12 protein-coding genes are annotated in these 12628 nt (G+C 52.4%); 3 read left to right on the plus strand and 9 right to left on the minus strand.

Translation table 11 applies throughout. From position 1 onward, the window contains the following. Window positions 1-373 precede the first annotated feature (373 nt). Window positions 374-718 (plus strand): YejG family protein, encoded by a 345-nt coding sequence (locus FVB43_RS06445; RefSeq protein WP_374760141.1) that lies wholly within the window; start codon window positions 374-376, stop codon window positions 716-718. Window positions 719-731: 13 nt separating this feature from the next. On the opposite strand, the gene yejF is transcribed toward FVB43_RS06445, so the two are convergent. The 8 genes from yejF to FVB43_RS06485 form a co-directional block, all read right to left on the minus strand. Next, window positions 732-2315 carry a microcin C ABC transporter ATP-binding protein YejF gene (gene yejF / locus FVB43_RS06450; protein ID WP_167863612.1) on the minus strand — a complete coding sequence of 528 codons (1584 nt, stop codon included), beginning with the start codon at window positions 2313-2315 and terminating at the stop codon, window positions 732-734. A gap of 1 nt (window position 2316) precedes the next feature. Next, complete coding sequence (locus FVB43_RS06455) at window positions 2317-3342, minus strand: microcin C ABC transporter permease (RefSeq protein ID WP_167863613.1); 1026 nt, start codon at window positions 3340-3342, stop codon at window positions 2317-2319. Further along, entirely contained in the window at window positions 3342-4433 is a 1092-nt protein-coding gene (locus tag FVB43_RS06460) for a microcin C ABC transporter permease YejB (RefSeq protein WP_133841455.1), read from the minus strand. The genes FVB43_RS06455 and FVB43_RS06460 overlap by 1 nt, the downstream gene beginning before the upstream one ends. 11 nt (window positions 4434-4444) lie before the next feature. After that, window positions 4445-6253: an extracellular solute-binding protein gene (locus tag FVB43_RS06465; RefSeq protein ID WP_133841456.1), complete on the minus strand. Its 1809-nt coding sequence runs from the start codon at window positions 6251-6253 to the stop codon at window positions 4445-4447. Between the two features lie 109 nt (window positions 6254-6362). Further along, complete coding sequence (locus FVB43_RS06470; RefSeq protein ID WP_133841457.1) at window positions 6363-7955, minus strand: cyclic di-GMP phosphodiesterase; 1593 nt, start codon at window positions 7953-7955, stop codon at window positions 6363-6365. A 310-nt stretch (window positions 7956-8265) separates the two neighbouring features. After that, window positions 8266-8838, minus strand: coding sequence for a bifunctional murein DD-endopeptidase/murein LD-carboxypeptidase (gene mepS, locus FVB43_RS06475; RefSeq protein ID WP_133841458.1), 573 nt, complete (start codon window positions 8836-8838; stop codon window positions 8266-8268). A 507-nt stretch (window positions 8839-9345) separates the two neighbouring features. After that, a complete protein-coding gene (locus tag FVB43_RS06480; protein ID WP_133841459.1) occupies window positions 9346-10053 on the minus strand; it encodes a phosphatase PAP2 family protein in 708 nt (235 codons plus the stop codon). Window positions 10054-10105: 52 nt separating this feature from the next. Continuing rightward, entirely contained in the window at window positions 10106-11083 is a 978-nt protein-coding gene (locus FVB43_RS06485; protein WP_167863614.1) for a CobW family GTP-binding protein, read from the minus strand. Between the two features lie 77 nt (window positions 11084-11160). On the opposite strand from FVB43_RS06485, the gene FVB43_RS06490 reads away from it, so the two are divergent. Beyond that, window positions 11161-11520, plus strand: a complete 360-nt coding sequence (locus FVB43_RS06490; protein ID WP_159336304.1) for a hypothetical protein — start codon at window positions 11161-11163, stop codon at window positions 11518-11520. A 64-nt stretch (window positions 11521-11584) separates the two neighbouring features. On the opposite strand, the gene yeiP is transcribed toward FVB43_RS06490, so the two are convergent. Beyond that, window positions 11585-12157, minus strand: a complete 573-nt coding sequence (yeiP, locus tag FVB43_RS06495; RefSeq protein ID WP_133841462.1) for an elongation factor P-like protein YeiP — start codon at window positions 12155-12157, stop codon at window positions 11585-11587. 215 nt (window positions 12158-12372) lie between these two features. Between yeiP and FVB43_RS06500 the strand changes: the two genes are divergently transcribed. Continuing rightward, window positions 12373-12627, plus strand: a complete 255-nt coding sequence (locus FVB43_RS06500) for a YkgJ family cysteine cluster protein (RefSeq protein ID WP_167863615.1) — start codon at window positions 12373-12375, stop codon at window positions 12625-12627. The last annotated feature ends 1 nt before the right edge of the window (window position 12628 follow it).

A 12628-nucleotide genomic window follows, 5' to 3' on the forward strand; every position in this document is an offset into this window, starting at 1 on the left:
ATCGGCCCGTGCGAAAAATGTCTCCCGGCGTAATGACAACCCTCTCTCACCCCACTGGCTCCCCAAATCTCGCCTCCCGGCCTAAAAACCCTGCTCAGGATGTTGATTTTTTGTAAAAAAATTTCCATAAAAAAGTAACAACATTGCAGCGAAAACGGTTGTTATCACCCGGCGAACGCGGTAAATATAACGAATAAATGAGAGACATCTCTCAAAAATGGGGCCGGATACGTGATTTTTCATGTCAGCCGATGCTCTGACACAGGGTAAATAGTTCCAGTAATTAACAGGTTAATCTGTTAGCGAGAATTGATGATTTACCTTGTGAATTATTTGTGAAAATATTGTTTAAAAATCGCTCTGGGGAGCTCTGGTGAATACGTTACAACATTCAGTGGTACATCGACTGCCGCAACGCTATCACTGGTGTGCCGGCCCGGTCGGACAGGTCATTGAAGCACAGACCCTTAACGGTCTGAACGGCGATGACGATCTTATCGGGTTGCGCCTGCTGAGCCATAGCGGCGAGTCGGCATGGGAAACCATGCAGAAGATTGAGTCGGCGCTCGCGGAAATTCAGTTGGTATGTTCGGTGGTCGAGTGGGAAGGGGAACCTTGTCTCTTTGTTCATCGTGATGATGAATGCGCAGCAACCTGCCGACTGAAAAGTTTCGGCGTGGGTATTGCCGAACCTTTTCTTAGCGACCGCAGTGCCTGATCGCCATTCAGCGTCAGGCCAGCGTGAGTAACTGTTGTGTATAGCTCTGCTGCGGTGCGCTAAATACCTGCTCACACTCACCCTGTTCAACCACTTCCCCCTGACGCAGTACCACTACCTGATGACACAGTGATCGCACAACGCGTAAATCATGGCTGATAAAGATATAGGCCAGACGGTGCTGTTGCTGAAGCTTTTTCAGCAATGTCAGGATCTGTTTTTGCACCGAACGATCAAGCGATGAGGTCGGTTCATCAAGGATGATCAGCTGCGGTTGTAAGATCAATGCCCTGGCGATAGCCACGCGCTGGCGCTGCCCGCCGGAAAACTCAGAGGGATAACGCTGACGCGTCTCAGGGTCCAGCCCCACTTCCTGCATTGCGGTGATGACCCGTGCTTCGCGTTCAGCGTGACTCAGTTCAGGATGATGTACCTGCAAACCTTCGGCGATAATCTGCAAAACGTTCAGGCGCGGGTTGAGTGAGGAGTTAGGATCCTGGAACACCACCTGAATCTGGCGCCTGACGGGCAGCATTTTTTTGCGGTTCAACAGGTGCAGAGGCTGGTTCTTAAACCAGATTTCCCCCTGCGAATGCAGCAGACGCAGCAACGCCAGCCCGGTGGTGCTTTTACCGGAGCCGGATTCTCCCACCAGGCCCAGGCTCTCTCCTGGCCGCAGCGTGAAACTCAGTGACTTCAGCGCATGATGATAACCCACGGTGCGCCTCATCAAACCTTGTTTGATCGGGAACGCGACGGCCAGATTTTCCACGCGCAGCAACGGCTCGGCCTGCTCGTCAGCCGGATCCGGCTGGCCTTCGGGTTCCGCGTTCAGTAACTGCTGTGTGTAAGCGTGCTGAGGGGCGCTGAAAAGCTGATGGGTGCTGTTATGTTCCACGCCCTGACCGTTACGCATCACGGTCACACTATCCGCCAGCTGTCGCACAATATTCAGGTTGTGGGTGATAAACAGCAGGCCCATATTCAGCTCCTGCTTGAGCTCTTTCAGCAGGGTGAGGATCTGTGCCTGCACCGTGACATCCAGTGCGGTGGTCGGCTCATCGGCGATCAGCAGTTCAGGCTGCGTCAGCAGCGCCATGGCAATCATCACGCGCTGGCGTTCACCGCCGGAAAGCTGGTGCGGGAAATCATTCAGACGGCTGGCGGCCTGGCGGATGCCCACCCGATCGAGGCAGGTCAGCATCTCAGCGCGTGCGGCTTCACGGCGCATACCACGATGCAGTGACAGCACCTCATACAGCTGTTTTTCGATGTTGTGCAGGGGGTTCAGCGATACCATCGGTTCCTGGAAGATCATCGCGATGCGGTTGCCTCGCAGGCCCCTTAGCGTACTTTCCTCAGCGTGTAGCACGCTTTTTCCATCAAACAGAATATCGCCCTGCGGATAGACCACCGGCGGTGTGGGCAGCAGACGCATCACCGACAGGGCAGTGACACTTTTCCCTGAACCCGACTCACCCACCAGTGCCAGCGTTTCACCGGCATCCACGGATAGTGACAGCCCATCCACAACACGACGTTCTACGCCACCCTGACGGAACGCGATACTGAGATCCTGAATCGTGAGCAGCGCCATATCAATACACCTTGCTGGGGTCAAAGGCGTCGCGTACGGCTTCACCAATAAAGATTAACAGCGACAGCAGGATCGCCAGTGAGAAGAAGGCGGTCAGGCCGAGCCATGGGGCTTGCAGGTTATTTTTACCCTGTAACAGCAGTTCGCCCAGCGAAGGTGAGCCGAGCGGCAGACCAAAGCCGAGAAAGTCCAGCGAGGTCAGCGTGGTGATTGATCCGCAGAGAATAAAAGGCAGATAGGTCAGTGTGGCAACCATCGCATTTGGCAGCATATGGCGAGACATAATGCGCCAGTCGCTCACACCCATTGCCTGCGCGGCACGGATGTAGTCAAAGTTACGGGTACGCAGGAACTCTGCACGCACCACGCCGACCAGTCCCATCCAGCCAAACAGCACGGTGATCCCCAGCAGCCACCAGAAGCCGGGCTGAATCACGCTGGAGAGCAGGATAATCAGAAACAGCGTTGGCATACCGGACCAGACTTCAATAAAACGCTGCCCCCAGAGATCGACCCGCCCGCCAAAATAGCCTTGCACCGCTCCGGCGAAAATACCCATCACGCTGGAGGCAATCGTCAGCATCAGACCAAACAGCAGGGAGATACGTGTGCCGTAAAGAATGCGCGCCAGCACATCGCCACCGTTAGCATCGGTCCCGAGCCAGTTCTGCGTGGAGGGGGGCGAAGGGAAGGGCACGGTACTGGCAAAGTTAATCGTATCATCACCAAAGCGGATCGGTGCCCAGATGGCCCAACCATTCTGTTCCAGACGCGATTTCAGCCACGGATCCTGGTAGTCAGCCGGGGTTGCCAGCGGGCCACCAAAATCACTCTCCTGATAGTTGACCAGCAGCGGGAAGTAAGTTCGATCCTGATAATGCACCACCAGCGGTTTATCATTGGCTAACAGCTCTGCACCAAGACACAGAATAAACAGCACGGCAAAGATCCACAGCGACCAGTAACCCCGGCGGTTATGGCGGAATCGCGCCCAGCGCGCCTGATTAATCGGGTTTAAACGGCTCATTAGCGGCCCTCAAAATCAATGCGCGGGTCGACCAGCGTATAGGTGATATCGCTCAGGATATTCAGTAGCAGGCCAATCAGGGTGAAAATATACAGCGTGCCGAACATCACCGGGTAATCGCGCTGGATCGTGGCATCGTAGCCCAGCAATCCCAGCCCGTTGAGTGAGAACATCACTTCGATTAACAGTGAACCAGTGAAAAACATACTGATGAAGGTGGCCGGGAACCCGGCAATCACCAACAGCATGGCGTTACGGAACACGTGGCGATAAAGAATTTTTTTCTCGTCCAGCCCTTTAGCGCGGGCGGTAACAACATACTGCTTGCGGATCTCATCCATAAATGAGTTTTTGGTCAGCATGGTGAGCGTAGCAAAACCGCCAATCACCGTTGCCAGTACCGGCAGGCAGATATGCCAGAGATAATCGGTGACTTTGCCATACCACGGCAGGGAATCAAACTGCGGGGAAACCAGCCCGCGTAGTGGGAACCAGTCGAGATAACTGCCCCCGGCAAACAGCACAATCAGCATGATACCGAACAGGAAAGACGGAATGGCGTAACCCACGATGATCAGCGTGCTGCTCCAGATATCAAAGGCACTCCCGTTGCGCACCGCCTTTTTTATGCCCAGCGGTATCGAGACCAGATAAATAATCAACGTGCTCCAGAGCCCGAGCGTCACCGACACTGGCAGGCTCTCTTTGATCAGCTGGATTACTGAGCTGCTACGAAACAGGCTGTCGCCAAAGTCAAAGCGCACGTAGTTCCACAACATGGTGAAGTAGCGCTCATGCAACGGTTTGTCGAAGCCGTAACGTTTGGTTATCTCGGCAATCACTTCCGGGTCCAGGCCGCGTGAACCCCGATACTGACCGTCGCCCGGCGCGGCGTTAAGCGAGCTACGCCCGTGAGCCGAACCTTCGGCCCCGGCCCCGGGGAGACCGGTCGTCTGACCAAACTCAATATTAGCAATCGCCTGATCTACCGGGCCGCCCGGTGCGATCTGCACAATGAAAAAGTTGATAGTGATGATCGCCCAGAGCGTTGGGATAATCAGCAATAAACGACGAAGTAAATAAGCACCCACAGTCAGACTCCTTAGCGACGTTGCGCCGGCAACTGTGCGGCTTTGTTGACATCGTACCACCAGTTATCAAAACCCTGCGCATAGGTTGGGCGCGTGGCTGGCATCGAAAACTTGTTCCAGTATGCGTAACGGTCATTGGCGGTATACCACATCGGGATCATGTAATAGTTCCACAGCAGCACGCGATCCAGGACGCGGCCCAGCGGCAACAGTGCCTCGGCATTGCCCTGATTCTGATTAATGCGGGTGATCAGGTCGTCAAGCAGCGGACTGCTCACGCCAGGCGTATTGTAACTGGAGTCCATATAGGACGTGGCCCAGTAAAACTGCAGGCCAGTATCGGGCGTAGGAAAGGCCGAATAAACGGTCGGCAGCATATCAAAGTCACGTTTCCGCAGGCGTGCCAGATATTGCGAACTGTCAACCTGACGCACCGTCATGGTAATGCCGACCCGCGCCAGGTTGTGCTGGAAGGGGAGAACCCATTGGTCGTTGCCGCCGCTGCGCAGCAGCAGCTCAAACGTAAAGGGTTTGCCGGTCTTACTGTTGACCAGCCGCTGGTTTTTCAGCTCCCAGCCTGCCTGGTTCAGTAGCGCCAGCGCCTGCAACAGTTTTTCCCGGTCGTAACCCGTGCCGTCAGATTTCGCAGGTTGATAGATCTTATCGATCACCTCCTGTGGATACTGGCCCTTAAAGGGGCCAAGGATCTCACGCTCTTTGGCATCAGGAAAGTGGCGCGCGGCATACTCGGTATTCTGAAAATAGCTGTCGACACGTTTGTAAGCATTATAAAACAGGGCCTTGTTCATCCATTCAAAATCAAACAGCAGCGACATGGCTTCGCGTACCTTACGGTCGGCAAACTGGGGCTTCTGGGTATTAAATGCCAGCCACTGGGTGTTTGTGGCAACGGTATTCGGCACCTGTTCTTTAATGATATATCCGCGTTCGAAATTCGAACCACTGTACTGCGTAGCCCATTTCTTGGCCGACCCTTCGGTACGAAAATCAAATGCGCCGGCTTTAAAGGCCTCAAAGGCGACGTTGTCGTCAAGATAATAGTCGTAGCGGATCGTATCGAAATTATAGCGGCCTTTATTCACCGGTAAATCTGCCGCCCAGTAGTCTTTCACCCGCGAATAGGTTATCGACTGGCCCACTTTATACGCAGAAATACGATAAGGTCCGCTGGAAAGAGGAGGGGAGGGCAGGGGTTCCCCGAGATTGCGATTTTTCCAGAATTTTTCCGGAAACACGGGAGAAGAGATCAGCGACATCATCTTATCGCGGTCTCCCTTCGGCAGATCGAAGCGTACGGTGAGGCGTGAAAGCGCTTTCACTGTCACCCCTTTGTAAAACACCCGATACTGCGGCACGCCCTGCGTCATAAACATATTGAAGGTAAAGGCCACATCCGCAGCGGTAATCGGTGAACCATCCTGAAAACGCGCCCGTGGATTGAGGGTCACTTCTACCCAACGATAATCATCCGGATAACGGGCAAATTCCGCAATCAATGGATACAGGCTGCCGACTTCGTCATCAGATGAGGTAAATAAGCGGTCATACAACGTGTCCGTACCCACCCCGGGGCTGCCACGCAGGGCGAAGCGGTTGAAATTATCAAAGGTACCAATAGAAGAAAGTGTTGCGCTGCCGCCCTTCGGTGCGGCCGGGTTAGCATAATCGAAGTGTGTGAACCCGGCAGCGTACTTCGCCGTGCCCAGTTGAGCGAAACTGTAGCTCTCATTAATTTTTTCTGCCTGCACGCTGGCCGCAGACAGGCTAAGTAATGCAAGGGCAACAATACGCACAATCATGGTTTCAACAGGCTCCCACCAGCGACAAATCGGTTATATTTGCAAGCCGTGGCAGTCAAACCACGATGAGACAATGATAGTAAAGGTTTTTATCTGATTTAACAGCCCGTTATTCCTTTAAAATTGTACTGGGAACAGGCGTTTGTTGCTCAAGGTAGTACTCAATAAGCTGTGGCACGGTACGTGGGCGACTGAACAGATAGCCCTGCAAATAGGTTACGCCGCGGTTGATCAGCCACAATGCCTGTTCGCCCGTTTCGACACCTTCGGCCACCGTATTAAGGTTGAGTTTGTTCGCCAGCGTCAGCACCGCGTCCAATACGGGAGAATTGACCGTCTCCATACCGATGCTTTGTACAAACCCCCGGTCGATCTTCAGATAATCAAACTGGAATTTTTCCAGATAGATTAATGCGCTGTGACCGGTGCCGAAATCATCAATGGCTATTCTGATGTTCTGCTGGCGGATCCAGTCGAATATTTCCTCAGTCCCCTGTTCGCTGACCATCGCCCGTTCGGTGATTTCAAACACGTACTCAAAATGGCCCGCAGGCATCATGGCCAGCCAGTCCCGCACATCCTGGCGAAAGCTCGGGTGAACAAGGTGATTGGGCGACAGATTAACCCCCATTTGAGTGCCGACGGGCACTACTTTACAGAGACGATGCGCGTCCTGTGCCACCAGCGTAAAAAGATGGCGGGTCAGCGGCACAATCAGATTCTGTCCTTCGGCATAACTGATAAACGAATCTGGCGGGATACGGCCATCAGTCGGATGCGTCCAGCGCAGCAATGCTTCCAGCCCGTAGCATTTTCCGCTGTGGGTTTCGATGACGGGTTGGTATTCAACATGAAACTCTCCGCGCTTAATGCCAAGCATGATTTCTTTACCCGAGCGCAGGCGCAGCGTAAGCATCAGGAAACAGCCGCAGGTAATCAGTACGCCCATTAAGAGCCCTGCCAGCAGGATAATATGGATATCGCGGCGTGGCAGCGCTTCGCCGTAAAGATAGAGCGTGAGGGGATAACCTGGAATGGCAATACTGCGCAGTGGCACCTTTGGCAGCGCGCTGCGTTTCACCACGCGTTGTTCATCCCAGGTGGTCATCGCACTGTCTCCGGCGACGATTGCCATACCGCTAATCTGTTGCTCGCGTGAGGCCAGCAGTAAATAAGGGGTGAGATTAATATTGAGGGTAGTGAAAACACCGCTGTTGGGCAGGGCAGGGTTTTTTAGCCACAGCACGATGGCGGGTGTATGGGGCATCATCGGCGTACCGGAGATCAGTCGAATGTCGGTGGCGTTTCTGACATCGGTATAGGGAGAGATTTCGCGGATATCCATTTGCATCGGACCGGTAGCGGATGAGCAAAAGGCACTGTGATCTTTGACCAGGAGAATAGCGCGAACATTGGCTGCAAAGGCTGAGCGTTGCGTAAGATCGTTGCGTATGGTTTCACAGGTCGCGTTGGTGGCAACCTGAAGTGGTTGGAGTGTGGTCTGCAACTCGTCGAAGGCGTTAACAACGTAACGTTGCGTATAGCTCGCGAGGCGATCGTGCGCTGCGGATCGCCGGCTCCAGGTGACGGTCAGCATAATGATAAGAAACAGTAGAAAAAAGAAAAAACCTATGGACGCACTGAGACAAACTATCTTGCGCGGCTGAGTCACCTGCCGCCTGACGGTGGTAGATAGTGGCATTCGGTGATCTCTCCCGTTTTCGCCGATTTTATTATTATTGGTCGCGAACTGCTTCTGGTGTCAGCCAGTGAGGATATAACGGAGGGGAAATTCTGTCTCTATCTTATTGATGGTAATCAATTCCTTTTCGGGCGGCCTGCCAGGTAAAACAACTGAAAAATTGTTCCAGGACGACGTAATCCTTTTTGCGGCAAAAAACAGGGTTCACTCCGCGAAATGACGAGCAGGAAGGACGGTATAAAAGGCAAAAAAAAACGCTGCCATGGCAGCGTTTTCATATCTCGTGTTCGCAGATTTCAAGGGAGTGAAATCAGCTTTGCGTTCGGCTCAATACCCTGCGGGCATCGCGGTAACGGTTTTTCCAGTAAGAATCATTCAGGTTCGAAATCATCACACCGCTGCTGGTGGAGGCATGAACAAAGTTGTCATTACCGATATAAATACCGACATGACGACCCGTGGAGCCTGCACGGAACAGCACTAGATCACCTGCACGCAGTTTTGCGCGCTGAATACTTTTTCCGGAATCTTCCTGCTCATACGTTGAGCGCGGTAAATCCAGGCCAAACTGTTCACGGAATGTGGTCTGGACAAACGCAGAGCAATCAATGCCACGTTTGCTGGTGCCGCCAAGACGATAACGTACACCTTTCCAGTCCGCATACTGGTCCATCAGGCGGGATTTGATATCCACATTCTGGACCATCTGTTCGAATTCATCCTGAGACGCTTGCAGTAAAAAACCGTTTTGATCTTTAACTGCATGAGTATCAGTTTGTACGTTGTGTCCGCTGTTCGAACTACATGCTGACAACAGTGTTGCTAATGCAACGGCGGGGAGCGCCCGCAAGATATATCTCAGAATAGGTTGAGACTTGACCATTATGTTTGTGATCCCTTGAAGTCCTTAACGACTAAGTCGTTAGCAAAATTGCGAAACGAAACGAGATTAATTAGTGCAGGAGGTTAAGACAAATCGGAAAACCTTAAAATGTGTCATTGAGCACAAATTAAAATGTAACTTACCGAAATACTTTAGCCATTTAGCCTAATCGAAAACGAGATTACCCGATAACAAGCCCCATAGCGAGGGCTTTTAAGCACTTTTTTAGAGGATTTTACGATGTAAAACCATTACGTAACGAATTGGTCATATTATCGCCAATTAGCAGCTTAACTGAATGTGCTTAAGCGCAATTTTGCTGCTAACAACTACGGGTCAAGTCAAAATCAGAACAATCTGGATGGACAAGCTTGAGATGTAGCGGTTTCGGCTGTTATCCGGGGCATAATAAATACGTCTTATAGCCCCTTTTTCGCCTGCAGATTATTTGCCTGAACGGCAATATAGTGGACGTAAAAAAGAGTCTTTACATCCATGCGGCTGGGATTATTGTGCGGGTTTATATTTGCCCGGCAAATTGCGATACAGCCAGTTCACCAGATAATCACTCGCCGGTGTCAGCAACCACCAACTCATACCAACCAGTACGATTGACAGGGAACCCACGGCAATATCGGTAAACCAGTGTGCGCCAATCATCACGCGCGGCAGGGCAAAAATCAGCACAATAATCACGGCCAGGCCAAATGCGCGGCGGGTGAAATAGCGCAGCATAAAGCAGGCAAAAATCATCAGCATCATGCCGTGGTCACCGGGGAAACTGTCTGCTGAGGAATCTTTTGTCGGGATCCCGGTGAGTTTGGTCACGTGATTAACGTCCGGGAAGAATTTCGTTGGGCTGGGATGCGAAACCGGAATTTGATGGCCGAGTTGGTTAAGGCCCACTGCCGTGATTAACATGGTGATGCCGATGGCAAACATGCGGCGGCGCCCTTCAGGTGTTTCACGACGCCAGAAATGCAGGTACAACCCGCCCATCGCCAGCAGTGACACACCGTCAAAGGCGCGGAAGTTGGTAATAGCCACCAGCCATAACAGGATCGGATTGGTCGCCAGTCGCTGATTGAACCCGTAAAAAATGGTTTTATCGAGGGTAAACCACAGGCCATGGTTGGCCGGAATATACCATGAGAAAAACAGCGCCAGGCCGAGAACGTTCAGCAGCAAAATCAGTAAAAAACGTTTAATAGTCATATCCGTATAGGGGCTTTTTATAGAAAAGTCGCGGCGTATAATATATCTACAACTATAAACGAAGATTCAACAAAGCATTTTGCAAAAGATTCCATTCTGCTATTTCCTCATGAATTAACTCGATACGGCTATCAGGCGGTGTCGTCTGACGGGTTTCAATATGAAAGTCCGCACCCTGACGATTAATACTCACTAACCCTTCCGGAATGCGTAATACACCCTTAACACGCGAAACCGGTGCCAGTCTGGCCCATTCAAGCAGGCCGATGGTATCAAATACAGTTTCACTGTCGAAAATCCAACCCGCCGCAAAGTAACCCTGTCCCTGATTCACTGCCCGCCGCCAGCGCGCGTTGTCGTCCAGCTTCAGCGCGGCCAGCCCGGACTGCGACGGGCGATGATGATGATGATGGTGCGAGGGTGTTGGCAGCGCTTGCAGGTTGGCGCGCGGTTGATCGAGTAGTGCAGCATCGATCTGGCCGTGAGAGGTGGCAACCAGCTGACGTGGCGTTGCTGTGAGCTGCTGCCACTGATCAAGCCTTTCCCGGTCGGCCTTTTCCCAGCGATCTTGCTTGTTGGCGATAATAATATCTGCGGCGGCAAGCTGGTCGCGGAAGTTTTCATTTTCTACCACGCGTTTATCGGCAAGCTGACGCGGGTCGAGCAGACACAGGGTGGCGCGCAGGTCGATCCAGGGCTGATAAACGGTGGCTGACAGCATATCAAGGATCTGCTTTGGATGACCAAGCCCGGTAGGTTCAATCAGCAGGCGGTCAGGCTTAGCCTGCTTCAGCAGCATATTTAGCCCTACCTGCATGGGCAGCCCGTTGACACAACACATGCAGCCACCGGGGATCTCTTTCAGTACCGCCCCCGTTTCTGCCAGCAGGGCACCGTCGATGCCAATTTCACCAAACTCATTCACCAGAACGGCCCACTGCTCACCTTCGGGTTTACTGGCCAGTAAATGGCGCAGAGTGGTGGTTTTTCCGCTGCCAAGAAAGCCGGTAATCAGATTGACTCGGGTCATATTCGCTCCTCAGGAAAACTTTAATGATATTTATCGTTCTTGGCCCGTATTTGTTTTCATCACATCAATGTATGTAATTGGCTAAAGTCATCGAGAAGAAGATGAACAGTGAGGTTGATATGAACATTATTGCAACGACAGCCGTCGTTATGTTTTTCGCCTCATGGACGAGCAATGTAGTGGCAGACCAGCGTCAGTTACCAGGTAGTTCGGGAGTCATCCAGTTCAGCGGGAGGATTGTGGAGTCTGAATGCACCCATAAGATTCAGCAAAAACAGGTGCAAGTCTCATGCGAGCGTAATGGCCAGGCAAGATTCAGTCATATGTCGTTGAAAAGCACGGCCCCACAGTCTTTACCCTACAATCTCGGCACCAGCCAGATTCGCTGGCTCGACCAACAACACAAGACGGGCATTCTCTTGGTTGATTATCGGTGATATTGTTATGTTATAACATATTATAAATGACGCCGTCACCTGACCGCGCCATTTTTCACGCTGACTAGTCCGCGCGGCTCATATAACGACGCTCAGGGATATGAATGCGAATCTTATCACCATTGCTGAGGTACTCCGGCACCTGAACGACCAGACCTGTGGCCATTTTTGCGGGTTTTGTGCGGGCGCTGGCGGAAGCACCTTTAATTCCCGGGGTGGTTTCGACAATTTCCATATCTACCGTCTGAGGCAGCTCCAGCGCCAAAATCATACCGTCCATCGTCAGTACCTGAATACCCGGAATACCGCCTTCCGGCAGGAACAGCAGTTCATCTTCGATCTGCTCCTGCTTGAAGTTATACGGCGTGTAATCCTCATCATCCATAAAGACGTATTCATCGCCATCAATGTACGAGAAGGTCACCTGGCGACGGCTGAGTGAAATGGTGTCGATGATGTCGTCACCTTTGAAACGTTCTTCCACTTTCATCCCGGTGCGGATATCCGTGAAACGCATTTTGTACAGCGTGGACGCGCCGCGTGCGCTCGGGCTTTGTACGTCAATATCTTTAACTAACAGCAGTTTGCCGTTAAAGCTGACGGCCATGCCTTTTTTGATTTCATTGGCTCTTGGCATAAAACAGGTCTCGTATGAAAGATGAGGGGGAAATTTATCGCGACACGTTACTCGCGCCCGCGTCGCCAGGCAAGATGGCCCGGAGAAAAATATGCGCCTGAAGGAATACGCACGGGCCGGACAGGGGGGGCGATCGGACCGAACCGGTTACAGGACAAGAATAGTATTCGCGAGGGCGACCTGCTATTGTCGCGCTTTCGTATTGGAGGTCAGTGATGGAATGTCGCGCCGCCTGTGGTGCCTGCTGTACAGCACCGTCAATTTCATCGCCTATCCCCGGTCATCCGCACGGAAAACCGGCGAATACACCCTGTATTCAGCTCGATGCTCAGATGCGCTGCAAAATCTTTGGTTCGCCACTGCGGCCTAAAGTGTGCTCAGGATTGCAGCCGCAGTTTGAGATGTGTGGCACAAGCCGCGAGCAATCGATGGTGTATTTGCTGGACCTGGAAGCACAGACCGCCCCCTGAA

Source organism: Erwinia rhapontici, from assembly GCF_012271765.1.
In the GTDB taxonomy this organism is placed as follows: Bacteria; Pseudomonadota; Gammaproteobacteria; order Enterobacterales; family Enterobacteriaceae; genus Erwinia; species Erwinia rhapontici.